We start from the raw sequence: 25984 nt of genomic DNA on the forward strand, positions 1-25984 counted from the left end.
CCGCTGGTCATGGGCGGGGAAAGGGGGTAGACTCCGGGAGGTATGGGCGGGATGCGCTACCGCAAGCTGGGCCAGTGGGGCCTGAAGGTTTCCGAGATCTCCCTCGGGGCCTGGGTCACCTTCGGCGATGTGGTCAAGGACAAGGAAACCGTCCGGGAGATGGTCAAGATCGCCTACGAGGGCGGGGTGAACTTCTTTGATAACGCCGATGTCTACGCCAAGGGTCTGGCCGAGGAGGTCATGGGGGAGGTCCTGAAGGAGTTCCCTCGGCACACCCTGGTCCTTTCCACCAAGGCCTACTGGCCCATGTCGGAGGACCCCAACGACCGGGGCCTAAGCCGCAAGCACCTCCTGGAGAGCATCACCAAGAGCCTCAAGCGGCTAAAGACCGATTACGTGGACCTCTTCTTCGCCCACCGCTACGACCCCGAGGTGCCCATGGAGGAGATCGTCTACGCCATGCACACCATCGTGGAGAAGGGGTACGCCCTCTACTGGGGCACCTCGGAATGGCCCGCGGCCCGCATCGCCGAGGCGGTGGCCTTCGCCAAGGCCAACGGCCTCCACCCGCCCGTGGTGGAACAGCCCCAGTACTCCATGCTCTACCGGGAGCGGGTGGAGGGAGAGATCCTGCCCGAAGCCGGGCGCTTTGGCCTGGGCCTGGTGGTCTGGAGCCCGTTGGCCATGGGCATGCTCACCGGGCGGTACGACGAGGGCATCCCCGAGGGCAGCCGCTTCGCCCGCTACCCCCAGTTCGCCGAGCGCTTCTTCACCGAGGAAAACCGCAAAAAGGTGCAAAAGCTCAAGGAGGTGGCCGACGCCTTGGGCCTCACCCGCACCCAGTTGGCCCTGGCCTGGGTGTTGCGGCTTCCCGGCATCTCCAGCGCCATCACCGGGGCGACCCGGCCGGAGCAGATCCGGGAAAGCCTGGGGGCTGCCGGCGTAGACCTGCCGGAAGAGGCCCTGCAGCGCATAGAGGCCATCCTGAAGGGCGAAGCCTAATCCGAGGCCGGGGCCAGGCCCAGGTGGAGGAGGTAGCGGGCCTGGCCCTCCTCCTTGCCCAGCGGGGAGAGAAGGGCGTAGCGCTGGTATAGGGCCCAGATCTCCCGCTGGAGGGCCTTGGCCTCCTCCCGCCGCAGGTAAAGCCCGGCGCTCCACAGGTTGAGGAGAGGGGGGAACCCCTCGGCCAAAAGCTCTGGCTCCTCCTCGGCCTCCTCGGGCCCAAAGACCAGGAGGCCTTGGGGGTTGAGGCGGACGCGAAGGGCGGTGCCATAACCGGCATCGCAGGCTTCCAGGGCCTTTTCCCATTCCTCCTGCCAGCTTTGGGCGGCCTCCAGGGCCCGCCAGACCCCGGGGGGGACCAGGGCTTTGGGAACCAGGAAATCCGTGTCCACCGCGCGGTAAAGCTTTATGGGCCTTCCCCGACGGGGCTGGAGGCCCGCAGGGACCAGGAGGCCCGCCTTCCGCAACAACCCCACCCGGTAGTGGGCCCGTTGCAGGGAGAGGCCCCGGGCCAGGGCCAGGTCCTTGACGCTGGCCGGCCCTTTCATGAAGGGCTTGAGGCAGACGGCCATCTCCGGGTCCGCCAGCAGGCGGGCCGCCAGGGGGGTGGTGACCGGGAAGGGCATGGCTCTACTCTAAACATCCCCTTGCATCTGGAGTAGGGAAGGGAGGAAAGTGGAGGCCATGCAGGGCTTCGCCGCCTTCCGCCTCCTTTGGTTGGGCCAGGCCTTGGCCTTGGTGGGCCGGGAGATGACCTGGTTCGCCCTCACCCTCTACGCCTACCAGCAGACGGGCCTGGCCACCACCCTTTCCCTCCTGGGTTTCTTCCACTTCCTCCCCCTCCTCCTCCTCTCCCCCGTGGCCGGGGCCCTGGTGGACCGGTACCCCCGGAAATGGGCCATGCTGGCCGCCGACCTCGGGGGTGGGCTAGCCACGGGCTTCCTCCTCCTCATGCTCCTTCTGGGCCGCCTCGAGGTCTGGCACCTGTACCTGGTTTCCGCCCTCGCCGGGGCCCTGAGTAGCCTCCACTGGCCCGCCCTCTCCGCGGCCTTGAGCGCCCTCCTGGACAAGAAGGACTACGCCCGGGCCAGCGGGATGATGAGCCTGGCCGAGTCCCTGGCCGGGGTGGGGGCCCCGGTCCTGGCCGCAGCCCTCCTCGGCCCCTGGGGCCTAAAGGCCATCTTCGCCCTGGACCTGCTGGGGGCGGGGGCCGCGGCGGTCACCTTGCTCCTGGTCCCCATCCCCAACCCCAAACCCCTGGCCCAGGCAGGGACCTCCCTTCTGGAAGAAGCCCTTTTTGGTTTCCGCTTCATCCTGGCCCGCCCTCCCCTTTTGGGCCTGCAGCTCATGTTCTTCGGGGTGAACTTCCTCACCAGCCTGGCGGTTACCGTGCTGCCCGCCATGGTTCTGGCCAAAACCGCCCTCTCCGAGACCGCCTTGGCCCTGGTGCGCTCGGCCTCGGGCCTGGGAGGGGTGGCCGGGGGGCTTCTCCTTTCCCTCTGGGGCGGGCCAAAGAAGCGGGTGCACGGGGTCTTCCTGGGCATGGCCCTCTCCAGCCTGGCCCTGGCCCTCATGGGGCTTGTGGAGGGCCCCCAGGCCTGGGCGGTCCTGGCCTTTTTGGAAAGCTTCTTCATCCCCCTGCTCAACGGCTCCAACCAGGCCATCTGGCAGGCCAAGGTGCCCCTCGAGGTCCAGGGCAAGGTTTTCGCCGCCCGGCGGATGATCGCCTGGTTCGCCAACCCCCTGGCCATGCTCCTCTCCGGGCTCCTGGCGGACCGGGTCTTCGGGCCCCGCTACGGCCAGGGGGAGGGGATCGCCCTCATGCTCCTCCTCTTCGGCGGGCTGGGGGTGACCCTAGGGCTTGCCGGCTACCTCTTTCCCAGCCTGCGGGAGGCCGAGCGCCTCCTCCCCGACGCCAAAGGGGACTAAACTTTCCCCATGGAAAGGCTTCAGGCCCTGCACACCCTCCTGCCGGGAAAGGTGGACACCTCCCCCTCCGAGCGCCGCCGCCACGGGCGGGACGAGGGCTACCCCCAGGAGGGGGAGGTCCTGGCGGTGGTCTATCCCGAGGGGGTAGAGGACGTACAGAAGGCCTTGGCCTGGGCCCGGGCGGAAGGGGTGGCCGTCATCCCCTTCGGGGCGGGCACCAGCCTGGAGGGGCACCTCCTCCCCCTGGGCGAGGCCATCAGCCTGGACTTTAGCCGCATGAACCGCCTCCTGGAGGTGCGCCCGGAAGACTTCCTCTGCGTGGTGGAGCCCGGCCTCACCCGCAAGGCCCTGAACGAGGCCCTAAAGGGCACGGGCCTTTTCTTCCCCGTGGACCCGGGGGCGGACGCCACCCTGGGAGGGATGGCGGCCACCAACGCCAGCGGCACCACCACGGTGCGCTACGGGGGGATGCGGCCCAACGTCCTGGCCCTGCAGGTGGTCCTGGCCAGCGGGGAGGTCTTGGAGCTGGGCCGGCCCGTGCGCAAAACCAGCGCCGGCTACGACCTGAAGAACCTCTTCATCGGCTCGGAAGGCACCCTGGGCCTCATCACCCGCCTCACCCTGAGGCTCCACCCCCTGCCGGAGCACGTTCACACCCTCAGGGTCTTCTTCCCCGGGGTGGAGGAGGCGGCGGAGGCCAGCTTTAGGGTGATGGCCTCAGGCCTGCCCGTGGCCCGGCTGGAGCTTTTGGACGAGCTGGCCCTAAGGGCCCTCAACCGCCACCTGGGCGCAGCCTTCCCCGAGCGCCCGGCCCTTTTCCTGGAGTTCCACTCCTCCACACGGGAGGCCCTGGAGGCGGAAAGCGCCCTGGCCCTGGGCCTCATGGAGGAAACGGGGGCCCTGGAGGTGGAGGCCGCCAAGACCGAGGAGGAACGCCGGCGGCAGTGGGAGGCCCGCCACCAGGCCTACTGGGCCCTGGTCCACCTCTTCCCCGGCCACCGCTTCATGATCACCGACACCGCCGTCCCCCTCTCCCGCCTGCCGGAGATGGTGCGCTTCGCCCAGGGGCTGCTTCGGGAGATGGACCTGGTGGGCAACATCCTGGGCCACGTGGGGGACGGAAACTTCCACACCCTGGTTCCTGTCCGGCCCGAGGACTACCCTAGGGCCGAGGCCTACGCGGAAAGGCTGGTGGCGAAGGCCCTGGAGCTTGGGGGCACCTGCACCGCCGAGCACGGGGTGGGCCTGAGGAAGAAGAAGTACCTCCCCTTGGAGCACGGGAAAGCCCTGGACTGGATGCGAAAACTAAAGGCCCTCCTGGACCCCGAGGGGCTCCTGAACCCGGGCAAGGTGCTTGACATGGGGGAATCATCCGGCTATAGTTAAGGATGGCGACGCGGGGTGGAGCAGCCTGGTAGCTCGTCGGGCTCATAACCCGAAGGTCGCGGGTTCAAATCCCGCCCCCGCAACCAAAACCTTCCCTCGGGCACCAAAGGCCCGGGGGAGTTCCTTTACCCTTAGGGCATGGACTGGGAGGTACGGCAGGATCCCGAGCGGCTTTACAAGGCCTTCCGCTTCCCCGATTTCCGCGAGGCCCTGGCCTTCGCCAACCGGGTGGGGGAGCTGGCCGAGGCCCACCACCACCACCCTAGGCTCACCGTGGAGTGGGGGCGGGTGGCCGTGGAGTGGTGGACCCATAGCGCAGGGGGGATCACGGAGAAGGACCGGGAGATGGCCCGCCTTACCGACCTCCTGGGGTAGCCTAGGAGGGGTATGGAGGCGCGGACCCTCGAGCTGGTCTTCCCCGAGCACACCAACCCCCTGGGGGCCGCCTTCGGCGGCTTCGTCCTGGGCCTCATGGACAAGGTGGGCTCCTACGCCGCCGCCCGCCGGGCCAGAAAGCCCGTGGTCACGGTGGCCGTGGGGAGCGTGGAGTTCAAGGTCCCCATCCGCACCGGGGACCTCCTGGAGGTGGTGGCCCGGGTGGTGCGGGTGGGGCGGACCTCCCTCACCGTGGAGGTGGAGGTCTACAAGGAGCGCTTCGGCCAGGAGAACGGTCGGGTGCTGGCCACCCGAGGGGAGCTCACCTACGTGGCCGTGGACGCCAAGGGCCAGCCCGTGCCGGTGGACGCGCCCGAGGCGATAAACGGGGATGCGGGTACTGATTGACGGCGCCTGCCCCTACTGCCGGGCCCTGGGCCGAACCCTGAAGGCCCTGGACCTGGAAGGGGGCCTGCGGGTGGAACCCCTGCAGGAGGCCCAGGGCCTGGACCAGGAAGCCCTTCTGGAGGAACTCCACCTCCTGGAGGGGGAAAGGGTCTACCGGGGGTACGGGGCCCTTCTCCGCCTAGCCTGGCGGCTTCCCCTCCTCCGGCCCCTCTATCCCTTTCTCCTCCTGGGCCAGGCCCTAGGCCTGGGGCCTAGGCTTTACCGGGCCCTGGCCCGGAGGAGGCCCCGTGCCTGAGCTCCCCGAGGTGGAGACCACCCGGCGGAGGCTCCTCCCCCTCCTCCGGGGCCGGCGCCTTCTTGGGGTCCAGCACGAAGACCCCACCCGCTACCGCCACACGGAGCGGGCCGAGGGCCGGGAGGTGGAGGCGTTGGACCGCCGGGGGAAGTTCCTCCTCCTCGCCCTCTCGGGGGGCCTGGAGATGGTGATCCACCTGGGCATGACCGGGGGCTTCCGCCTGGAGAAGACCCCTCACACCCGGGTGCGCTTCCGCCTGGAAGGAGGGGAGCTCTTCTTCCACGACCCCCGGCGCTTCGGGCGGATTTGGGTGGTGGACCGGGGGGACTACCGCGAGATCCCCCTTCTGGGGCGCCTTGGCCCCGAGCCCCTTTCCGAGGGGTTCGCCTTCCCCCCCTTCTGGGAAGGCCTGAGGCGGAGCCGAAAGCCCCTCAAGGCCCTCCTCTTGGACCAGACCCTGGCCGCGGGGGTGGGAAACATCTACGCCGACGAGGCCCTCTTCCGCGCGGGCCTCTCCCCCTTCCGCTGGGGAAGGTCCCTGAAGGAGGAGGAGGCCAAGCGGCTTTTCCAAAGCCTCCGCCAGGTCCTGGCCGAGGCCGTGGCCCTAGGGGGGAGCACCCTCTCCGACCGCACCTACCAGCAGCCCGATGGCCTCCCGGGAGGCTACCAGGAGCGGCACGCGGTCTATGGCCGCCAGGGGCTTCCCTGCCCCCGGTGCGGCCACCCCCTGGCCAAGGCGGTGGTGGGGGGCCGGGGCACCCACTTCTGCCCCGCCTGCCAGACCTAGCCCCACCGCCCCCGCCCGCGGTCCAGGAGGAAGAAGAGGAGGCCGGAAAGCAGGGCAAGAAGGGCGGCCATGGCCAGGGCCTCGGCAAAGGGTCCCTCCCCCGGCCTGCCCAGGCGCTCGTAGATGGCCAGGGTCAGGGTGGTCCACTCGGGCCGCCAGAGGACCAGGCTGGCGCCAAACTCCCCCAGGATGGCGGCCAGGGCCAGGGCCAGCCCGGAAAGGAAGGCGGGGAGGACCAGGGGAAGCTCCACCCGGAGAAAGGCCCGCCAAGGGGGGGCCCCCAGGACCCGGGCCGCCTGGAGGAGGCTTGGGGGAAGGCTCCTTAGGGCAGGGAGAAGGGCCCGGGCCAGCAGGGGGTAGGCCAGGAGGGCGTAGGCAAGGAGGAGGAGGGCCAAGGAGCCCCTCCAGGCAGGGTAGGCCAAGAGGTAGCCGAGCCCCACGGCCACGGGGCTCACCATGAGGGGAAAAAGGCCCAGGAGGTCCAAGGCCCGGTTTCGCCGGGCCGCCACCGCGTAGGCCACCCCCAAGGGCAGGGCCAAGAGGAGGGCCAGAAGGCTAAAGCGGAAGGTATTCCCAAGGGCCAGGGAAAGGGGGGTAAATGCCTCCGAACTCCAGGCCCGGACCAGGGCGGCGGGATCGGCCTGGAGGAAGAGGACCCCTAGGGGGGCGTACAGCACGGCGAAAGCAAGGGCTAAAGCCCAGGGCCAGCCCCGGGAAGGGGAAAGCCTCCCGGGAGGCAAGGGGTAGGGCCTGAGGCGCCCGTACAGGAGGACCGCCAGGCCCAGGGTAAGAAGCTGTAGGAGCATGAGGGCCGCGGCCTCGGGGAAGGCCAGGCGGTAGGCCAAAAGGGTGTAGACCTCCACCTCCAGGGTGGCGTACCGGGGCCCGCCCAGGAGAAGGGGCACCCCAAAGGCGGAGAAGGTGTAGAGGAAGACGAGAAGCCCCGCCCCGGCCAAGGCGGGGAGGAGGAGGGGAAGCCCCACCCTCAGGAAAGCCCGCCAGGGGGTGGCCCCCAGGACGCGGGCGGCCTGCAGGGGCCCCTCGAGGGCCACGGCCACGGGTAAGAGGATGCGGAGGGCCAGGCCCAGGTTGTAGAAGACCGCGGCCCAGAGGAGGAGGGCCCGGGTCCCGTAGAGGTCCACCCCCAGGACCCCGCGGGGGCCCAGGAGGGCCAGGAAGCCCAAGGCCACCACCGGGGTGGGCAGGACGAAGGGCAGGGTGGATAGGGCCAAGAAAGCCTCCCGCCCAGGGAAACGCCGGCGGAAGGCGAAGGCCAAAGGAAGGGCCAAGCCCAAGGTCAAAAGGGCGGAAAGGAGGCCGTACTCCAGGCTCCAGGCGTACCGACCCCAGTAGTAGGGGTTGGCCAGGGCCAAGGCCAGCCCCTCCCCCAGCCCCAGGGCCAGGATGCGCCCCAAGGGGTAGAAAAGGGCAAGGCCCAGGAAAAGGAGGAGAAGCCCGGCCACGCCCTAGCGCCGCCCGCGGCGCACCTCCTCGGGGCTACGGCCCTGGAGGACCACCTGGGTCCACTCGGCGATCCAGCGCTCCCGGTGGAGGGCCATGGCCTTGGGGTCCAGGCGGACGCTGCCCAAGGGCTCGGGGGCGAAACGGAAAACCTCGGGAAGCCGGGCCTCCCGGCGGGCGGGGTACATCCACATCTCCGTGGGCAGGTTCTCCTGCACGGGCCGGGAGAGGAGCCAGTCCACCACACGCTTGGCCCCCTCGAGGTTCTTGGTCCCCTTCAGGATGCCCACGAACTCCACCTGGAAGAAGGAAAGCTCGGGGAAGAGGTTGCCCGTGGGGGGTTCCCGGTACTTCCCCTCGGAGTAGTAGACCTCGGCGGCGGGGCTGGTGGTGTAGGAAACCACCAAGGGCCTATCCCCCTTGTACAGGGTGAAGTGGGTGTAGTAGGCCTCGCTCCAGCCCTTGGCCACCCGCACCCCCCCGTCCCGCAGCCGGGCCCAGAAGTCCAGGTACCCGTCCTCGCCGAAGCGGGCCACGGTGGCCATGAGGAAGGCCAGGCCCGGGGAGCTGGTGGCTGGGTTTTGCACCACCAGAAGCCGGGCGTACTCGGGCCGGGCCAGGTCCTGGGGGGTTTGGGGCAGGGGCCGCTCGCGGAAGTAGGCCCGGTCGTAGTTCAGGCTCACCCAGCCGTAGTCCACGGGGAGGGCCCGAAACGTGGGGTCCAGGAGGAGGGTGGCCCTGAGGTTGCGGATCTCCGGGCTGCGGTAGGGGAGGAGGATGTCGGCCTCGAGGGCCCGGGCAAGGAAGGTGTTGTCAAAGCCGTAGAGGACGTCCGCGATGGGAGCTCCCTTGGTCAGGATGGCCCGGTTCAGGGTCTCCCCTGCATCCCCCCCTTTGAGGAAGCGGAGCCTGAGGCCGGTTTCCCGCTCAAACTGGGCGATGAGCCCCTTGTCCAAGGAGAAGCTGGCGTGGGTGAGGACCGTGATCTCCTGGGCCAAGCCAAAGGCCAAAAGGACCAGCAGGGCAAAGGCTCTTTGCATACCACCCCTCCGTGTCACCGGGAGGGGCCTCGGTCACCTTCCCTACGCCGGCATTACCCGGATCAGGTTCCAAGGGTATCTCTCAGCCCCCTAGGGGCACCCCCGGTGACCCCTTTAGTCTAACGCAGGGGCCCCCAATGGGGCCAAGGCCGCCGCCAGGGCCTCGCCGAAGGCCTCGGGCTGGTCAATCCAGGGGTAGTGGCCGGCCCCGGGAACCACGCGGATGGGGGCCTTGAGGCGCTCGGCCACCTCCTCGGCGTAGGGGTAGCTGGTGCCGTCCTTCTCCCCCACCACCACCGAGACCGGCTTCCGGCAAGGGGCGAGGTGGGGGGTGTAGTCCAGGTGCCAAAGCCCGTTGTGCAGGAAGGCCCAAGCGGGGGTGTCGGGCCCCAGGATGCCCGAGCCCTCGGCCACCCACTCGTACGCCAACCGGCCATGGGGGGTGGGGAACATGAGGCGGTCAAACAGGAGCTTGGGCTCGGCCCGGGCCAGGGCTGCCCTCAGGTTGGCCTCGGGGTCGGCCAAGGGGGTGAGGCCCGCCGCCTCCGCCAGGCGGGCGGAAAGCCAGGGGAAGTTGACCCAGGGGGCGAGGAGGACCGCCCCTTGGGCCTCCGGGTGGCGGCGGAGGACCTCCAGGGCCACCAAGGCCCCGAAGCCGTGGGCCAGGAGGGCAAAGCGCTCAATCCCCAAGGCCTCGGCCAGGGCCAGGGTATCCTCCACCAGGGCATCCAGGGTGAAAAGGCGGGGGTCCTGGGGTAGTTCCAGACTGCGCCCCGAGCCCCGCTGGTCAAAGTAGACCACGCGGAAGCCTGAGAGGTACTCCTCCAAGCCCTCCCGCAGGGCGTAGGCGTTGCCCCCAGGCCCTCCGTGGAGGACCAAAAGGGCGGGCGCGCGCACCTCGCCCACGTCCTCCACGTAAAGCTCCGCTTCCCCTACGGGGATGTAGCCGATCTCTTCCCGCATCCCCTATAGACTACCCCATCCCGCAGGGTGAAGGCCCACACCCTGACCCCGGGCAAGGCCTGGGCCAGGGCCTGGGCCTCTTCCGAGGCGCCCCAGACCTGGAGGAGCCAGACCCCCTCCCCTTCCAGGAGGCCATAGGGGTGGGGAAGCCGCTGGGCCAGGGCCAGAAGCCCCTCCTTATCCTTGCCCTCCACGAAGAGCACCCTCATCCTCCCCCCCAAAGCCGATGGTACAGGAGGATTTCCGCGCTCTCCTCCAGGGTGGTCATGAGGCTATAGGCCTCCAGAAGGGCCTCCTCGGGCCTTTCCTTGAAACCGGCGGCGAAGGCCCCGTGGCCCCGAAGGAGGCAGACCCGGTGGTGGGCCAGGGCCTCGGCCACGGCGGAGGCAGCCTCCTCGCTGGCCGAGGTGGTCTTAGGGGCCAGAACGGGCACCTCCCGCAGGTAGTACTGGCCCTCGAGGTCCAGGGGCAGGAGGCGGTCCAGGTGAAGGGAGAGGGCCACGGCCACCCGGGGGTGGGCGTGGACCAGGGCCTGGGCCTGGGTGCGCCGGTAAACCTCCCGGTGGATCACGCTCTCCACGCTGGCCCCGGGGGGAAAGGGGCCCTCCAGGGGCACCTCCACCAGGTCCTCGGGGGTCAGGCGGGCCTTTTGCACCCCGCTTTTGGTGATGAGGAAGCCCTCCTTGCCCCGCACGGAGAAGTTACCCGCGGTGGCGGAGATGAGGCCTTGCCCGAAAAGGTCCTCCCCCACCTGGCGAAAGGCGGTGTAAAGCCGGGCCAGCATGGGCCCATTATGGCCCACGACGGCCCAGGGTGGGGAGGCTCAGGCCTGCTTGCCCGGCTGCTCCCGGCGGGCAGGGCGACGGGGGGCGGGCTCCCGCACCTCCACCGCCTCCTTGCGGGCCTCCTCAATGGCCTTCAGGGTCTTCCGGTCCACCACCTGGGTGAAGCGCACGAAGTCCGAGCCCGTGCCCGCGGGGATGAGGCGGCCCAGGATGACGTTCTCCTTGAGGCCGATGAGCTCGTCCTTCTTCCCGGCGATGGCCGCCTCGGTGAGCACGTGGGTGGTGTTCTGGAAGCTGGCGGCGGAGAGCCAGCTCTTGGTGGAGAGGGCGCTCTTGGTCACCCCCATGAGGAGGGGCTTCCAGGCCACGGGGGTCTTGCCCTCGGCGATCAGCCTCTCGTTCAGGGCCTCCACGTCCCACTTCTCCAGCACCTGGCCTTCCAGGAGGCGGCTGTCCCCGGGGTCGGTGACCTCCACGTACTTGAGCATCTGCCGCACCACGATCTCAATGTGCTTGTCGTGGAGCTTCACCCCCTGGGCGCGGTAGACCTTTTGGATCTCGTCCACCAGGTACCGCTCCACCGCCTCCGGCCCCCGGGCCTCCAGGAGCTGGTGCGGGTCCACGGCCCCGCGGGTCAGGGGCTGGCCGGCCTCCACGTAGTCCCCGTCCTTGACCAGAAGCCGGGCATCCTTGGGGAGCTTGTACTCCTTGGAGAAGCCCTCGGACTCCACGAAGACGGAAAGCTTCTCCTCGGTCTCCTCGATGCGCACCACCCCGTCGATCTCCGAGATCACCGCCTTGGCCTTGGGGCGGCGGGCCTCAAAGAGCTCGATCACGCGGGGCAGACCCTGGGTGATGTCGGTGCCGGTGGCCACGCCCCCGGTGTGGAAGGTGCGCATGGTGAGCTGGGTGCCAGGCTCCCCGATGGACTCCGCCGCCACCACCCCCACGGATTCCCCGATGGAGACGGGCCGGGCCATGGAGAGGTCGTAGCCGTAGCACTTCTGGCAGACCCCGTACCGGGTCTGGCAGGTGAGGGGGCTGCGGACCGGCACCTCCTTGATCTCCCCAGCCTCCGCGGCCTTGACCAGGAGGGCCACGTCCTCCATGGAGAGGTAGCGGCCCTCCTCGAGGCGCTGGCCCAAGACCTCCACCTCCCGGGCCAGGACCCGGCCATAAAGCCCGGACTCGATGTCCGAGCGCTTCCTGAGGCGCAGGGAGCGGGTCACCTCATCGGGCTGGAAGAGGGGGACGGAGATGAAGTTGGTGGTGCCGCAGTCCGCCTCCCGCACCACGATCTCGTGGGCCACATCCACCAGCTTCCGCGTCAGGTACCCCGAGTCCGCGGTGCGCAAGGCGGTGTCCGCCCCGCCCTTCCGGGCCCCGTGGCTGGAGATGAAGTACTCCAAGACCGTAAGCCCCTCGCGGAAGGAGGAGCGCACCGGCACCTCGAAGGTCTCCCCCGAGGGCTTCTGCATCAGGCCGCGCATGCCGCAGAGCTGCCGGATCTGCTGCGGGTTACCCCGGGCCCCGGACTGGGCCATGACGTAGAGGGGGTTGAAGGGGTAGTTCTCCTCAAAGTTCTTGAAGACCGCCTGGGTGACCTTCTCCGTGGTCTCGGTCCAGAGCTGGATGACCTGGTCGTAGCGCTCCCGGTCGGTGAGGAAGCCCATCTCGTAGGCCTGCTCGATCTGCATGAGCTTGCGGTCGGCCTCCTCCAGGTAGCGCCGCTTCTCCTCCGGGATCACGGCGTCGTCAATGCCGATGGTGATGCCGCTGGTGGTGGAGAGGGTGAAGCCGTAGTACTTGAGGGCGTCCAGGAGCCGGGCGGTCTTCTCGATCCCCAGGCGGAGGAAGGACTGGTAAACCAGGTCCTTGAGGGAGTTCTTCTCCTGGGGTACGTCCATTTGCAAGAGTTCCTGGGCCACCCGTTCGTCGCCCACGGCCTCGCCCACGATGCGGGCGAAGAGGACCCGGCCAGGGCTGGTTTCCAGGCGCTTACCTAGGTAGCGGACCGTGACCACATCCTGCAGATCCAAAAGCCCGTGGGCCACCGCCAAAAGGGCCTCGTCGGGGTTGGCGAAGACGAACCTGAGCCGGCCCACGCTGGTTTCCCGGCCCGCCACCCGGATGGGGGCGTTTAGGGCCACCTCGCCCCGCTCGTAGGCGGCCAGGGCCTCCTCCGGGGTGGCGAACTCCCGCCCCGCCCCCTTCTTCTCCCGCCGCACCTGGGTGATGTAGTAAAGCCCCAGGATGATGTCCCGGCTGGGCTTGGCGATGGGCTCCCCCGAGGCGGGGGAGAGGAGGTTGTGGGCCGAGAGCATCTGGATGCGGGCCTCCGCCTGGGCGAAGGAGGAAAGGGGCACGTGCACCGCCATCTGGTCCCCGTCAAAGTCGGCGTTGAAGGCCTCGCAGACCAGGGGGTGGAGCTGGATGGACTGCCCCTCCACCAGCACGGGCTGGAAGGCCTGGATGCCCAGGCGGTGCAGGGTAGGGGCGCGGTTCAGGAGGACCACCTTGCCGTGGATCACCTCCTCTAGGGCATCCCAGACCTCGTCCTTGATGTCCCGCTGGCGCTCCAGCATCCTCCGGGCGGCCTTGACGTTGGGGGCGATGCCCTTCTCCTCCATCTTCTTGAGCAGGAAGGGCTTGAAGAGCTCCAGGGCCATGCGCTTGGGCAGGCCGCACTGGTGGAGCTTGAGCTGGGGGCCCACCACGATCACGCTGCGGCCCGAGTAGTCCACCCGCTTGCCCAGGAGGTTCTGGCGGAAGCGGCCCTGCTTGCCCGAGAGGATGTCGGTGAGGCTGCGCAAGGGGCGTTCGGAGCCAGGGTTGGTCACCGGGGCGCCGCGGCGGCCATTGTCGATCACCGCGTCCACCGCCTCCTGAAGCATGCGCTTCTCGTTGCGGATGATGATCTCCGGGGCGCCCTGGGCCAGGAGCTTCTTCAGGCGGTTGTTGCGGTTGATGAGGCGGCGGTAGAGGTCGTTGAGGTCACTGGTGGCGAAGCGGCCCCCGTCCACCTGCACCATGGGGCGGAGGTCGGGGGGCAGGACGGGGACGGCCTCGAGGATCATCCACTCCGGGCGGTTGCCGGAATCCAGGAAGGCCCGCACCACCTCCAGGCGCTTCCTTGCCTTGGCCCGCCGGGCCCGGGAGGGGTGCTTCATCTCCTCCAAAAGCTCCTTCTCCAGCTCTTCCAGGTCCAGTTCCTTGAGGAGGGCCTGGATGGCCTCCGCCCCCATGCGGGCGTCGATGTCGTAGGACTCCACCACCCGCACCACGTTGCGGACCAGGTCCACCTCCACCCGGCCGTAGATCTCGCTCTTGACCCTGCCCCCGTCGGCCAGGACGTCCCCGGGGGCCACCCGGTCCCCGGTGGTCACCTCCACGTCGTCCTCAAAGGGGTAGAGGCGGGCCTTCATCACCACGATGCTGGCGGGCTCGTGCAGGTGGACCACCCCCTCGGCCTCGGCGATCACCTCCTCCTCGGGGTCAATGGCGGCCACCACCTTGTCCCCGGGGAAGACCTTGCCCCCCTCGGGCACCACCACGTTCATGTGGGGGGCCACCCGGTAGTCCTTGGGCTCGGCCCACTCCAGGAAGAGGGTGAGGTGGACGGTCTCCCCTTCCTCCTCGGCTTCCACCTCCTTGGCGGTCATGTGCCGGGGCAGGCGGAGGAGGCCCTTACCCTCGGCCAGGGGCTGGCCCTTTTCCACGATCTCCCCATGCACCACCAGGGGGGTGAGGCCCACGGGGAGGAAGTAGCGGGCCACCACCTCCTCCCCCTTGCGGAGGACCAGGAAGTGGCCTTCCTGGAGCTCCTGAAGCTCCACCACCCCCTCCTCCTCCGCGCGGAAGAGGTAGGGCTCGGAAAGCTCCGCCAGGATCTCCCCCGGCCTATACCCCTCCTTCTCCACCCAGGCCGCCAGGGGCAGGCGCAGGGCAGCCCGCTCCTTCCTCAGGTACTCCACCCGCACCCGGCGGGGGAAGCGGTAGAGGGCCACCCCGTCCATGCGGCTCACCACGCCCGGGGCCAGCTCCTGGCCCTTCACCACCTCCTCGCCGTCCTTGACCAGGGCGTCCACCCCCGCGGGCAAGGGGTAGGTTTCCTGCTTGCCGAAGCGGAGTTCCCGGTACTCCTCGTCGGTGAGGAGCTGGCGCTTCTCCACCGGCACCCCGTCCAGCACCGCCCCCTTGGGGTCCAAGACGATGTACTTGCTGAAGTAGAGGACCTGCTCCAGCTCGGTGGCGGAAAGGTCCAGAAGGGTGCCGATCTTGGAGGGCACGTCCTTGACGAACCAGATGTGGGCCGCGGGGGTGGCCAGCTCAATGTGGCCCATGCGGTAGCGGCGCACGATGCTCTTGGTGACCTCCACCCCGCAGCGCTCGCAGACCTTGCCCTCAAAGCGCTGGCGCTTGTACTTGCCGCAGGCGCACTCGTAGTCCTTGGTGGGGCCGAAGATGCGCTCGTCAAAGAGCCCGTCCCGTTCGGGCTTCAGGGTGCGGTAGTTGATGGTTTCGGGCTTCTCCACCTCCCCGTAGCTCCAGGAGCGGATCTTCTCCGGGGAAGCCAGGGCGATGCGGACCTTGCGGACTTCTTTTTTCATTCTTCCTCCAGCTATTTCCCTACCGGGAACGCCTCTTCTCTCTACCCCAAGGCCTTAGCGCTTGGAAGCCAGCCCCTCAAAGATGTCCACGGGGTTGTCCCGCTCGTCCAAGGTCTGCACGTCCAGGGCCAGGGCCTGGAGTTCCTTGACCAGCACGCGGAAGGACTCGGGCACGCTGGGCTCGGGGACGTCCTCCCCCTTGATGATGGCCTCGTAGGCGGCGTTGCGGCCCTCAATGTCGTCGGACTTGAGGGTGAGCATCTCCTGCAGGGTGTGGGCCGCCCCGTAGGCCTCGAGGGCCCAGACCTCCATCTCCCCAAAGCGCTGGCCACCGAACTGGGCCTTGCCCCCCAGGGGCTGCTGGGTGATGAGGGAGTAGGGCCCGGTGGAACGGGCGTGCATCTTGTCCTCCACCATGTGGTAAAGCTTCATGATGAACATCTGCCCCACGGCGATGGGCCCCTCGATGGGCTCCCCGGAGCGGCCATCGTAGAGGACCACCTTGCCCTGGGTGAAGAGCTCGCGAAGCTGCTCCTCCGGGCTCTTGCCGGGGCTCACCAGGCCCAGCTTCTCCGCCCGGGCCAGGACCTCCAGCTCCCGCTTGTCCACGCCAAAGCCCTCGGCCCTGCGCTTGCCGAAGTAAAGGTCAAAGGCCTCCGCCAGGAGGGCCTTGATCTCGGGCTCCGTGGCCCCGTCAAAGACCGGGGAGATGTAGCGCTGGCCCAGGAAGAAGCCCGCCAGGCCCAGGTGGGTTTCCAGGATCTGGCCCAGGTTCATCCGGCTGGGCACGCCCAGGGGGTTCAGGATCACGTCCACCGGGGTGCCGTCGGGCAGGTGGGGCATATCCTCCACGGGCAGGATCTTGGCCACCACGCCCTTGTTCCCGTGGCGGTTGGCCAGTTTGTCCCCCACCTGGAGCTTGCGCTTTTGCGCCACGTAAACCCGCACCACCTCCCGGACCCCGGGCTTCAGCTCCACCCCAGGGTCGCCGCGGCGCAGGCGCAGGGTGCCCACCACGATGCCGCCCTCCCCGGGGGGCACGCGCAAGGAGGTGTCCTTCACGTCCTGGGCCTTCTCCCCGAAGATGGAGCGGAGGAGGCGTTCCTCAGGGGAGGGCTCCCGCTCCCCCTTGAAACTGGTGCGGCCCACCAGGATATCCCCAGGCTTCACCTCGGCGCCGATGCGCACCACCCCCTCCTCGTCCAGGTCGCGCAGGGCGGCCTCGGAGAGGTGGGGGATGTCCCGGGTGATGCGCTCCGGCCCCAGCTTGGTGTCCCGGGCCTCGATCTCGTAGCGCTCAATGTGGATGGAGGTGTAGAAGTCCCGCTTGAGGAGCTCCTCGCTGATGACGATGGCGTCCTCAAAGTTATACCCGTCAAAGGGCATGATGGCCACCAGGACGTTCTGCCCCAGGGCCAAAAAGCCCCCCTCGGAGGCGGGCCCGTCCGCCAGGAGGTCCCCTTTCCGCACCCGCTGGCCCACGGTCACCCGGGGGCGCTGGTCCAAGGCGGTGCCCTGGTTGGAGCGCACGTAGCGCCGCAAGGGGTGTTCCACCAGGCGGCCATCCTCGTAGCGCACGGCGATGCGCCGCCCGTCCACCCCCACCACCTCCCCGTCCTCCTCGGCGTAGACCGCGGCCAGGGAGTCCCGGACCACCCGCTCCTCCAGCCCGGTCATCACCACCGGGGCCTGGGCCCGGATGAGGGGCACGGCCTGGGTCTGCATGTTGGAGCCCATCAGGGCCCGGTTGGCGTCGTCATGCTCCAGGAAGGGGATCAGGTTGGTGTTCACGGAGAAGACCTGCTTGGGGGAGACGTCCATGAACTCCACCTCGTCGGGGCTCACGATGACCGGCTCCCCCTTGCGCCGGGCCACCACCCGGTCGGTGGCGATCCGGTCCCCTTCCAGGGGGGTGTTGGCCTGGGCGATGGTGTAGCGGTCCTCCTCCGTGGCCGTCATGTAGACCACTTCCTCCGTGACCACCCCGTTCGCCACCCGGCGGTAGGGGGTGCGGATGAAGCCCAAGGCGTCCACCCGGGCGTAGGCAGCCAGGGAGGTGATGAGGCCGATGTTGGCCCCTTCCGGGGTTTCCACCGGGCAGATGCGGCCGTAGTGGGTGCGGTGGACGTCGCGCACGTCAAACCCCGCCCGCTCCCGGGTAAGGCCCCCGGGGCCCAGGGCGGAGATGCGCCGCTTGTGGCGCAGGGAGGAGAGGGGGTTGGTCTCGTCCTTGAACTGGGAGAGCTGGCTACGGCCGAAGAACTCGCGGATGGCGGCCTCGAGGGGCCGGTTGTTCACCAGCTTGGCGGGGGTCAGGGTGTCGGAGGCCCCCATGACCATCCGCTCCCGCACCCCGCGGGCCAGGCGGGAAAGCCCCACCCGGAACTGGTCGGCCATGAGCTCCCCCACGGTGCGGATGCGGCGGTTGCCCAGGTGGTCGATGTCGTCCACCTCGTGGCCCGGAACCCCGGCCATGAGGGCGAAGAGGTAACGCAGGGTGGGGAGGAAGACCTCGTCCTTGAACTCCCCCTCCTCAAAGCGCACCAGGGTACGGCCAGAAAGGGCGATGCCCAGCTTCTCCTCCGCCTTGTAGCGGCCAGCCTCCCCCAGGTCGTAGCGCTTGGGGTCGGCTAGAAGGCCGAAGAGGTAGGCCAGGGCCTTGTCCTTCTTGGGCGGGTCCCCGGGGCGCAGCAGGGTGAAGAGGCGGACCAGGGCCTCCTCGGGGCGCATGGCCAGCACCGCCTCGTCCAGAAGCCCCCCCACCAGGTCCCCGTAGGCCCCAAGCTCCCGGGAGAGGGTTTCGGCATCGTAGCCCAGGACCCGGAGGAGGAGGATGAGGGGGAACTTCCGCTTGTTGACCTTCATGGAGACGGTGCCGTTGGGCTCCACCTCCAGGTCAATCCAAGGCCCCCGCTTGGGCAGGGGGATGATGCTGGCCACGTAGCGGCCGGCGCGGGCAGGATCGGGGGTGAAGTACACCCCCGGGGAGCGGTGGATCTGGGAGACGATGACCCGGTCAGCCCCGTTGATGATGAAGGAGCCGTCCTCGGTCATCAAGGGGATGTGGCCCAGGAAGACCTCGTCCTCCTTGATGAGGCCGCTATCCTTGTGGATGAGCTGGAGCCGGGCATAAAGGGGCGCTTGGTAGGTGAGGTCCTTTTCCCGGCACTCGTCCTGGGAAAAGGGAGGGTCGCCAATGCGGTACTCCAAGAAGTCCAGCACCAAGCCCCCCTTGCCCTTATCCCCCTCCTCCACGGGGAAGGTCTCCCTGAAAGCCGCCTGGATGCCGATGTTTTCCCGCTTTTCTGGGGGAACATCGGCCTGCAGGGCCTTCTTGTAGGATTCCACCTGGATTTCCGTCAGGGGGGGAAGGGGAATGACCTCTCGGATGCGACCGAACCGCTTAATCTCCATGCGTCACCTCAAACGGGGAAGCGGGCCGCCCGAGGTAAGCTAACAGGGTTCTCCCACAGGGCGCGGACCCTGTGGTGGCTGGCTCTTACCGTGCTCCCTTGGCCCGACCAAAGAGCACAAACCTTATCCTATGGGGTACACCCCTAAGCCGTCAAGCCGGATGGCCCAAGCGCCATGCCCTTACCGCTCCACCTCCACCTTGATTTTATAGTTGCCCCGCCGGGTTTCGCCAAGCACCTCCACAAGCCTCAGGCTGCCCAGGCCCTCGGCCAGGAGGGTATCCCCGGGGGCCATCTCGTCCTTGGGGGAGGCAGGCCTGCCCTTAAGGCGCACCTTACCCGCCTTCACCCCCTGGACGAAGTAGGTACGGGAAACGCCAAAGCCCTTAGCCCCCACGGCGTCCACCCGCAGGGAGGGGACCACCAGGGTGCGCACCCGCTCCCCCGTGGGGCGCAAGGCCCCCTCGGGCGGGGGAAGGAGGGTGTAGCCCATCTCCCCCAAAGCCCGCTGGCCCTGGGGGAGCAAGGCCACCAAGAACCCCCCCTCCACCTCCTCCACATCCCCCATGGCCTCCCCCAGGTCCGGGGGTTCCTTTTCCAGGAGGAAGACCCCCACGGGGTCATGGACGGAGGGGATCTCCGGGGGGTAAAGGACCGCCACCTTCTTCTCCGCCAAGGGGAGGCCGCCGAAGAAGGCCACCTTCAGGCCCTCCGCCCGGGCCTTTTCCTCAAGGAGGGCCTGCTCCTCCAGGCTCAGGAAGCCCGTGGCCACCACCCGGCCGCCTCGAGCCCGCTTGAGGTAGGCCAAGAGGTCCGCCATCTACCCCTCCCGGACGGCGAAGCTTAGGCGGGCGCTGGCCCTCTCCTCCCCCTCCACCAGGGCCTTCACCGCTACCTTGCCCAGGCCCCGGCGGAAGAGGAGGAGCTCCCCCTCCAGGATCAGGGTGTCCCCCGGGACCACGGGCTTCTTGAAGCGGGCCTCCTCCACCCCCGCCAGGAAGACCAGCCCCCCCGGCTTGAACCCCGGCTGCCGGGCGATGCTGCCCACCGCCGCCTGGGCCATGGCCTCCAGGAGGAGGACCCCCGGTAGGATGGGGTAACCGGGAAAGTGGCCCTGGAAGTAGGGCTCATTGAAGGTCACGTTCTTGAGGGCGCGGAAGGTCTTCTCGTCCGCGTGCAGGATGCGGTCAATGAGGAGGAAGGGGTAGCGGTGGGGCAAGAGCCTCAGGATCTCCCCGATCTCCAAGGGCCTCACCTCCGCAGCACGTCGTCGGAGGAAAGGATGGTGTCCTCCAAGACGTGGAGCATCTCTAGGGCCTTGCCCGTGCCCAGGGCCACCGCCTCAATGGGGTTCTCCGCCACCACCACCGGCACCCCCGTGGCCTCCTGCAGGGCCACGTCCAGGTTTTTCAGCAGCGCCCCACCCCCCGAAAGGAGGATGCCCCGCTCGTAGATGTCCGAGGCCAGCTCCGGGGGCGTGGTTTCCAACACCCCCTTCACCCCTTGGAAGATCTTTTCCAGGGGCTCTTTCAGGGCCTCGGCCACGTCCTCGGCGGGGATCTCCGCGGTGCGGGGGAGGCCTGTGATCAGGTCCCGGCCCCGCACCTCGGCCACCTCGCGCTCCTCCCCGGGGAGGAGCTTGGCCCGGCCCAGCTGGATCTTCAGCTCCTCGGCGGTGCGTTCCCCGATGAGGAGGTTGTACTTCTGGCGCACGTAGCGGATGATGGCCTGGTCCATCTCGTTGCCGGCGATCCGCAGGCTTTCCGAGCGCACGATCCCCCCCAAGGAGATCACGGCGATGTCAGTGGAGCCCCCGCCGATGTCCACCACCATGCTCCCCGTGGGCTCGGCCACGTTGATCCCCGCCCCGATGGCCGCGGCCAGGGGTTCTTCGATGAGGTAGACCTTCTGGGCCCAGGCGGAAACCGCCTGCACCACCGCCCGGCGCTCCACGTCCGTGACCCCCGAGGGCACCCCCACCATGACCCGGGGCTTGAGGAAGCGGGAAAGGGGGGAGAGCACCTTCTGCAGGAAGAGGATGAGCATGCGCTCGGTAAGGGCGTAGTCGGCGATCACCCCGTCCTTTAGGGGCCGCACGGCCACGATGTTCCCGGGGGTTCGGCCCAGCATGCGGTAGGCCTCCGCCCCCACCGCCTTCACCTCCCGCCTCCCCTGGACCACGGCGATCACGGAGGGCTCGCGCAGGACAATGCCCTTGCCCCGCACGTAGATGAGGACGCTGGCCGTCCCCAGGTCAATCCCGATGTCGTCGCCCCTCAGCATATCGCCCCATTGTAGCTCACCGGGCGTAGGCCACGGCCCGGGTCTCGCGCAGCACCGTCACCTGGACCTGGCCGGGGTAGTTCATCTCCCGCTCGATGCGCCCGGCGATCTCCCGCGCCAGGAGGGTGGCCTTGGCGTCGGTGATCTTTTCCGGCTTGACGATGACCCGGACCTCCCGGCCCGCCTGGACGGCGAAGGCCGTCTCCACCCCGGGGAAGGAGAGGGCGATGCGCTCCAGGGCCTCGAGGCGCTGCAGGTACTCCTCCAAGGACTCCCGCCTGGCCCCGGGCCGGGCGGCGGAAAGGGCGTCGGCGGCGGCCACCAGCACGGCGTAAACGGTTTCCGCGTTCTCAGGGTCGTGGTGGTGGGCGATCCCGTCCACCACCTCCACGGGCTCCCCAAAGCGCCGGGCCAGGGCGATGCCGATCTCCACATGGCTCCCCTCCACCTCCCGGTCCACGCTCTTGCCGATATCGTGGAGCAGGCCGGTCCTGCGGGCCAGGGCGGCGTCCAGGCCCAGCTCCGCCGCCATGATCCCGGTAAGGTGGGCCACCTGCACCGAGTGCTTGAGGACGTTCTGGCCGTAGCTGGAGCGGAAGTGGAGCCGGCCCAAAAGCTGGATGAGGCCGGGCTTCAGGCCCACCACCCCCGCCTCCAAGGCCGCCTCCTCCCCCCGCTCGTAGATGAAGGTCTTCATCTCCTGCTTGGCCTTCTCCACCACCTCCTCGATGCGGCTCGGGTGGATACGCCCGTCCTTGAGGAGCTCCTCCAGGGCCATGCGGGCGATCTCCCGGCGGATGGGGTTGAAGGAGGAGAGGAGGACGGCCTCCGGGGTGTCGTCAATGATCAGGTCCACCCCGGTGAGGGCCTCAAAGGTGCGGATGTTCCGCCCCTCCCGGCCGATGATCCGCCCCTTCATGGCGTCGGAGGGGATGGGCACCACGGAAACCGCCAGCTGGGCCGCGGTTTCCGAGGCCTGGCGCTGCATGGCCTGGGCCAGGATCTTCTGGGCCTCCCGCCGGGCCTCGAGGCGGACCTTCTCCAGGGCCGCCCGCACCTTTTGCGCCTTCTCCTCCTCCAGCTCCTGGTCCAGCCTTTCCAGGATGAGCCGCCGGGCCTCCTCCGGGGAAAGGCCCGCCACCTGGTGAAGCCGGGCCTCCACCTCCTTTTCCCGCTCCTGCAGCTGGGCTTCCTTGGCCTTCAGGGCCTCCTCCCGCCGGTTCAACCCCTCCTCCAGGGCATCCAGGCGGAGGGCCCGGGCGTCCAGGGCCTCCCCCCGCTTGGAAAGCCGCTCCGCCTCCCGCCTCAGCTCCTCCCGCTCCTCCTTGAGGCGGTCCCGCTCGGCCTTTAACTCTTCCTGCAGGGCCTTAAGGCGCTCCCGCTCGGCCCTTAGCTCCTCCCGCTCGGCCTTGAGGCGCTCCTCCGCCTCGGCCAGGCGCTTTTTGGCCTCGGCCTCCGCCGCCTCCGCCTTGCGGCGAACCTCGGCCTCCAGCTCCTGGCGGAAGGCCTTGGCCCGGGCCTCGGCCTCCTCCCTCAATAGCCTCGCTTCCTGACGGGCGGCTTCCAGGATCTCCCGCGCCTCCTTGCGGGCGGCCTCGAGGGCCGCCCGTCCCTCCTCCCGCGCCGCATCCAGAAGGCGCTTGGCCTCCTCGCCCGCCCGCTCCTCCCCCTTGCGGCGGAAGACGAGGAGGCCAGCCAGGAGGAGGACCAGGAGCAACAGCACCAGGTCCAAAAGGGTCATCTACTCCCCCTCTTCCTCGCTGGCGGCCAAGACCACTTCCCCCGCCCGCTCCAGCACCTTGGCGCGGATCTCCTCCATGAGCTCGGGCCGCTCCCTGAGGTACTCCGCCGCCTTCTCCTTACCCTGGCCCAGCCGGGCCTCCCCGTAGGAGAACCAGCTCCCCGCCTTCTCAATGACCCCCGCGGCCACGGCCACGTTCACCAGGTCCATCACCGGATCCAGGCCCCGGCCAAAGTAGATCTCCAGCTCCGCCTCCCGGAAGGGCGGGGCCAGCTTGTTCTTCACCACCTTCACCTTCACCTTGATGCCCACGGCCTCGTTGCCCACCTTGATGGGCTGGCCGCTTTTGCGCACGTCCAGGCGCACGCTGGCGTAGAACTTGAGGGCCCTCCCCCCGGGGGTGGTCTCGGGGTTGCCGTACATCACGCCCACCTTCTCCCGCACCTGGTTGATGAAGATGGCCGCGGTGTTGCTCTTGGAAAGGACCGCGGTGAGCTTCCGCAGGGCCTGGCTCATGAGCCTAGCCTGGAGACCCACGTGCTGGTCCCCCATCTCCCCCTCGATCTCCGCCTTGGGCACCAAGGCGGCCACGGAGTCCACCACGATCACGTCCACCGCCCCGGAGCGGGCCAGGAGCTCCACGATCTCCAGGGCCTGCTCCCCCGTGTCCGGCTGGGAAACCAGGAGGTCCTCCACCCGTACCCCAAGCTTCTGGGCGTAAAGGGGGTCCAGGGCGTGCTCCGCGTCCACAAAGGCCGCCACCCCCCCTTGCTTCTGGGCCTGGGCGATGATGGTGAGGGCCAGGGTGGTCTTGCCCCCGGACTCCGGGCCGTAGATCTCGATGACCCGCCCCCGGGGAATCCCGCCGATGCCGAGGGCCAGGTCCAGGCCCAGGGAGCCGGTGGGGATCACGTCCACCTGGAGCTTGGGCATCTCCCCCAGGCGCATCACCGCGCCCTTGCCGAACTCCTTCTCAATGGTCTTCAGGGCGCTCTCTAAGGCTTTCCTCTTGTTCTCGTCCATGCTCACCTCGCAAAGGGAATCTTTCTAAAATGGTGTAAACGGACCCCCTGGGCCTCAGTTCTGAACGCACCAGGGCGAACTCCGTAACCGGCCACTCCAGGCCGAAGACTACCGGGGGAACCCGGGGGGCAGGGGCCTTGCGCCGGGCCAGGGTGATGTGGGGCTTGAAGGGCTTATCCCCCCCGGCCTCCAGGGCCTCCGGGCCCAAAAGGCCCAGGACCTCCTGCCTTAGGCCCTCGGCCAGGGCCACCAACCCTTCCCCCTCGGCCTTGGCGAACCAGACCCGGGGGGTACCCTCGTTGGGGAAGTACCCGGTGCCGCGGATGCGGGCGGTAAAGGGGGGTTGAAGCCTCCCCAGGCGGTGGCCCAGGGCGGCGAGGTCCTCCAGCTCCCCCGCGGGCCGCTCCCCTAGAAAGAGCAGGGTGAGGTGGAGCTGGTGGGGGGGTACCTCCTTCCAGCCCCTGTAACGGGCCACCAGGCCCTGGGCCTCCACCAAGGCCTTGCGGACGTCTTCGGGTAAAAAGATGGCGTAAAAGAGCCTCATGTCAGGAGAAGCGCCAAGGCGGCGTAAACGCTCCGAAGCCGGATGGCCTCCCGGTCGCCGGGGAAGCGGTAGCGGCGGGCCTCGGTTCCCCTAGGGCCCGCCAGGGCCACGTACACCGTACCTACCGGCTCGCCCTCTAAGGGGTCCGGTCCGGCCACCCCGGTGGTGGCCAGGGCGTAGGTGGACCCGAAAAGCGCCCGGGCGGCCTCCGCCATGGCCTTGGCCGTCTCGGCGGAAACCGTCTTGGCGAGGAGTTCCTCCGGCACACCGAAGCGGGCCTTGGCCCCTGGGGAATAGGATACCACGCCCCCCAGGTAGAAGCGGCTGGCCCCGGGAACCCGGGTGATCTCCCCCCCCAGAAGCCCCCCGGTGAGGCTTTCCATGGTGGCCAGGGTGGCCCCCTCCAGCTCCAAGCGGCGCTTCACCGCCTCGGCCAGGGTCAGATCCCCCTCCCCCCAGACCTCCTTCAGGAGTTTGTTCCTGATCCTTTCCGCCAGTTCCGCCACCCGGTCCTCCCGGCCCCGGATCACCACCTCCACCCCGTGGAGCTTGGGGTAGGTGCCCACCTCCACCTCCTCCTCCCGGAGGAAAAGCTCCCCCAACCGCTCCACAATCTCCGACTCCCCCACGCCCCAGGTCTTGAGGACCCGCTCCCCGTAGGGCCTTCGCGGGAGGCTAAGCCGGGGGAGGAGTTCCTGCCACATGGGCCGCCACTCCGATGGGGGCCCAGGGAGGAGGACCAGGTCCTTCCCCTCCTTGCGCACCCACCAGCCCGGAGCGGTGCCCCGGGGATTGGGCAGCCAGGTGGCGGAGGGGATCTTGAGGGCCTGCTTGCGGTTGGCCTCGGGCATGACCCGCCCCCGGGCCCGGAAAAGGGCCTCAATCCGGGAAAGCATCCCCTCGTCCAGCCCTAGGGGCTCCCCCAGGGCCTCGGCCACCGCCTCCCGGGTCACATCGTCCGGGGTGGGGCCGAGGCCCCCGGAGAGGACCACCAGCCTGGCCCGCTCCCAGGCCTGGCGCACCTCCCGCACCAGGGGTCCGGGCTCGTCCGCCACCCGGAGGGTGCGCTCCACCTTAAGGGCGTAGGGCTTGAGGGTCTTGGCGATCTCCGCGGTGTTGGTGTCCAGGGTCTCCCCATAGAGGAGTTCCGTCCCCACGCCGATTATCTCTGCCCGCTCCATCCTGCCTCCTTGAAGGGCAAGGGCTCCAGGCGAAACCGCCCCCCACCCCCTTCCACTAAAGCCCCGAAGGGCACTTCCTTGCGCACCACGCCCAGGCCCAGTAGGCCGAAGGGGGTGGGGAGGAACCGCTTGGCCTCCCCTGCCTTCTGCCCCTGCCAGGTGAGGGGGAAAGGCGCTTCCCCACCGGGCTCCAGGGCCCGGAGGCCCACCAGGTGGTGGTGCACCTCCTTCCCCTCCAGCCGGGCCATGATCTCCTGGCCCACGTAGCACCCCTTGCCGTAGTCCACCAGGGGGAGGAGGCCCACGCTTTGGGGAAGCTCCCCCCGGATGTCCGCAAGGAGGGGCAGGCCCCGGAGGAGGGTGTACAAGGGGTAAAGCCCCGGGTCCAAGGCGCCCTCCCCGCTTTCGGCCACCTCCTCCCGCCCGTCCAGGTGGAGGAGGCGGAAAAGGGGGAGTTGGGCGATCTCCACCTGGTCAAAGACGATGTACCGCCTTAGGCGGGCCTTCAGGCCCTCGAGGCTCCCCCAGGGGGAGAGCAAAAAGCCCTCGGGGTGGGGGAAGAGGGTGGCTGCCTCCTCAATCTGCCCTTTGTGGTTGAGGAAAAGCGCTCCCTTGGGCCCCTCCAGCCGCCTCAGGTCCCGGGTGCACTGGCCCTGGAGAAAGGAAAGGGCATCCGGCCCCCGCAGGAGGAGGAGTCCTTGGAAGGCAAAATAGCCGCGGCCCGAGCGTAGGTTTTCCAGGGCATCCTCCATCCCCTC

At 68.8% G+C, this 25984-nt stretch carries 23 protein-coding genes, 1 tRNA gene and 1 riboswitch; of the genes, 8 read left to right on the forward strand and 16 right to left on the reverse strand.

Translation table 11 applies throughout. The annotated features are described in order from the left end of the window. Positions 1-42 precede the first annotated feature (42 nt). A complete protein-coding gene (locus TCCBUS3UF1_RS09480) occupies positions 43-1002 on the forward strand; it encodes an aldo/keto reductase family protein (RefSeq protein WP_041433871.1) in 960 nt (319 codons plus the stop codon). Here TCCBUS3UF1_RS09480 and TCCBUS3UF1_RS09485 read toward each other — a convergent pair. Next, positions 999-1628, reverse strand: coding sequence for a winged helix-turn-helix domain-containing protein (locus TCCBUS3UF1_RS09485; protein ID WP_014516287.1), 630 nt, complete (start codon positions 1626-1628; stop codon positions 999-1001). The genes TCCBUS3UF1_RS09480 and TCCBUS3UF1_RS09485 overlap by 4 nt on opposite strands. 58 nt (positions 1629-1686) lie before the next feature. On the opposite strand from TCCBUS3UF1_RS09485, the gene TCCBUS3UF1_RS09490 reads away from it, so the two are divergent. The 7 genes from TCCBUS3UF1_RS09490 to TCCBUS3UF1_RS09520 all read left to right on the forward strand — a co-directional run bounded on the left by TCCBUS3UF1_RS09490 (position 1687) and on the right by TCCBUS3UF1_RS09520 (position 6182). Then, positions 1687-2931 (forward strand): MFS transporter, encoded by a 1245-nt coding sequence (locus tag TCCBUS3UF1_RS09490; RefSeq protein WP_041433872.1) that lies wholly within the window; start codon positions 1687-1689, stop codon positions 2929-2931. A 9-nt stretch (positions 2932-2940) separates the two neighbouring features. Next, positions 2941-4317 carry an FAD-binding oxidoreductase gene (locus TCCBUS3UF1_RS09495; protein WP_014516289.1) on the forward strand — a complete coding sequence of 459 codons (1377 nt, stop codon included), beginning with the start codon at positions 2941-2943 and terminating at the stop codon, positions 4315-4317. 9 nt (positions 4318-4326) lie between these two features. Continuing rightward, positions 4327-4403, forward strand: a tRNA-Met gene (locus tag TCCBUS3UF1_RS09500). Between the two features lie 52 nt (positions 4404-4455). Continuing rightward, a complete protein-coding gene (locus TCCBUS3UF1_RS09505; RefSeq protein WP_014516290.1) occupies positions 4456-4692 on the forward strand; it encodes a 4a-hydroxytetrahydrobiopterin dehydratase in 237 nt (78 codons plus the stop codon). A gap of 12 nt (positions 4693-4704) precedes the next feature. Beyond that, positions 4705-5100 (forward strand): acyl-CoA thioesterase, encoded by a 396-nt coding sequence (locus TCCBUS3UF1_RS09510; protein ID WP_014516291.1) that lies wholly within the window; start codon positions 4705-4707, stop codon positions 5098-5100. Continuing rightward, positions 5084-5395 (forward strand): DCC1-like thiol-disulfide oxidoreductase family protein, encoded by a 312-nt coding sequence (locus tag TCCBUS3UF1_RS09515; protein ID WP_014516292.1) that lies wholly within the window; start codon positions 5084-5086, stop codon positions 5393-5395. Before TCCBUS3UF1_RS09510 ends, TCCBUS3UF1_RS09515 begins: the two co-directional genes overlap by 17 nt. Continuing rightward, positions 5388-6182: a DNA-formamidopyrimidine glycosylase gene (locus TCCBUS3UF1_RS09520; protein WP_014516293.1), complete on the forward strand. Its 795-nt coding sequence runs from the start codon at positions 5388-5390 to the stop codon at positions 6180-6182. Before TCCBUS3UF1_RS09515 ends, TCCBUS3UF1_RS09520 begins: the two co-directional genes overlap by 8 nt. On the opposite strand, the gene TCCBUS3UF1_RS09525 is transcribed toward TCCBUS3UF1_RS09520, so the two are convergent. The 15 genes from TCCBUS3UF1_RS09525 to TCCBUS3UF1_RS09595 form a co-directional block, all read right to left on the reverse strand. Next, the gene (locus TCCBUS3UF1_RS09525; protein ID WP_014516294.1) at positions 6179-7645 is read right to left on the reverse strand and encodes an iron ABC transporter permease; all 1467 of its coding nucleotides are present in this window, start codon (positions 7643-7645) and stop codon (positions 6179-6181) included. The genes TCCBUS3UF1_RS09520 and TCCBUS3UF1_RS09525 overlap by 4 nt on opposite strands. 3 nt (positions 7646-7648) lie before the next feature. Then, positions 7649-8683, reverse strand: a complete 1035-nt coding sequence (locus TCCBUS3UF1_RS09530; RefSeq protein WP_014516295.1) for a thiamine ABC transporter substrate binding subunit — start codon at positions 8681-8683, stop codon at positions 7649-7651. A 21-nt stretch (positions 8684-8704) separates the two neighbouring features. Then, positions 8705-8797, reverse strand: a riboswitch (TPP riboswitch). Further along, complete coding sequence (locus tag TCCBUS3UF1_RS09535; protein ID WP_014516296.1) at positions 8798-9646, reverse strand: alpha/beta fold hydrolase; 849 nt, start codon at positions 9644-9646, stop codon at positions 8798-8800. It lies immediately after the preceding riboswitch. Continuing rightward, the gene (locus tag TCCBUS3UF1_RS09540) at positions 9616-9855 is read right to left on the reverse strand and encodes a hypothetical protein (RefSeq protein ID WP_041433873.1); all 240 of its coding nucleotides are present in this window, start codon (positions 9853-9855) and stop codon (positions 9616-9618) included. The genes TCCBUS3UF1_RS09535 and TCCBUS3UF1_RS09540 overlap by 31 nt, the downstream gene beginning before the upstream one ends. Then, complete coding sequence (locus tag TCCBUS3UF1_RS09545; RefSeq protein WP_014516298.1) at positions 9852-10430, reverse strand: fuculose-1-phosphate aldolase; 579 nt, start codon at positions 10428-10430, stop codon at positions 9852-9854. The genes TCCBUS3UF1_RS09540 and TCCBUS3UF1_RS09545 overlap by 4 nt, the downstream gene beginning before the upstream one ends. Before the next feature lie 39 nt (positions 10431-10469). Continuing rightward, complete coding sequence (gene rpoC / locus TCCBUS3UF1_RS09550; RefSeq protein WP_014516299.1) at positions 10470-15041, reverse strand: DNA-directed RNA polymerase subunit beta'; 4572 nt, start codon at positions 15039-15041, stop codon at positions 10470-10472. 54 nt (positions 15042-15095) lie between these two features. Next, positions 15096-18455 (reverse strand): DNA-directed RNA polymerase subunit beta, encoded by a 3360-nt coding sequence (locus TCCBUS3UF1_RS09555; RefSeq protein ID WP_014516300.1) that lies wholly within the window; start codon positions 18453-18455, stop codon positions 15096-15098. 180 nt (positions 18456-18635) lie between these two features. After that, entirely contained in the window at positions 18636-19274 is a 639-nt protein-coding gene (locus TCCBUS3UF1_RS09560; protein WP_014516301.1) for an RNA-binding protein, read from the reverse strand. Beyond that, positions 19275-19700, reverse strand: a complete 426-nt coding sequence (fabZ, locus tag TCCBUS3UF1_RS09565) for a 3-hydroxyacyl-ACP dehydratase FabZ (RefSeq protein ID WP_014516302.1) — start codon at positions 19698-19700, stop codon at positions 19275-19277. 5 nt (positions 19701-19705) lie between these two features. Beyond that, positions 19706-20737: a rod shape-determining protein gene (locus TCCBUS3UF1_RS09570; RefSeq protein ID WP_014516303.1), complete on the reverse strand. Its 1032-nt coding sequence runs from the start codon at positions 20735-20737 to the stop codon at positions 19706-19708. A gap of 16 nt (positions 20738-20753) precedes the next feature. Then, a complete protein-coding gene (gene rny / locus TCCBUS3UF1_RS09575) occupies positions 20754-22478 on the reverse strand; it encodes a ribonuclease Y (RefSeq protein ID WP_014516304.1) in 1725 nt (574 codons plus the stop codon). Further along, positions 22479-23501, reverse strand: coding sequence for a recombinase RecA (gene recA / locus TCCBUS3UF1_RS09580; RefSeq protein ID WP_014516305.1), 1023 nt, complete (start codon positions 23499-23501; stop codon positions 22479-22481). It lies immediately after the preceding gene. After that, the gene (gene thpR / locus TCCBUS3UF1_RS09585) at positions 23452-24045 is read right to left on the reverse strand and encodes an RNA 2',3'-cyclic phosphodiesterase (protein WP_014516306.1); all 594 of its coding nucleotides are present in this window, start codon (positions 24043-24045) and stop codon (positions 23452-23454) included. The genes recA and thpR overlap by 50 nt, the downstream gene beginning before the upstream one ends. After that, positions 24042-25226 carry a CinA family nicotinamide mononucleotide deamidase-related protein gene (locus TCCBUS3UF1_RS09590; RefSeq protein ID WP_014516307.1) on the reverse strand — a complete coding sequence of 395 codons (1185 nt, stop codon included), beginning with the start codon at positions 25224-25226 and terminating at the stop codon, positions 24042-24044. The genes thpR and TCCBUS3UF1_RS09590 overlap by 4 nt, the downstream gene beginning before the upstream one ends. Further along, the gene (locus TCCBUS3UF1_RS09595) at positions 25208-25978 is read right to left on the reverse strand and encodes a glycine cleavage system protein T (protein ID WP_014516308.1); all 771 of its coding nucleotides are present in this window, start codon (positions 25976-25978) and stop codon (positions 25208-25210) included. The genes TCCBUS3UF1_RS09590 and TCCBUS3UF1_RS09595 overlap by 19 nt, the downstream gene beginning before the upstream one ends. Positions 25979-25984: the final 6 nt, after the last annotated feature.

The organism is Thermus sp. CCB_US3_UF1 (assembly GCF_000236585.1).
Taxonomy (GTDB): Bacteria; Deinococcota; Deinococci; order Deinococcales; family Thermaceae; genus Thermus.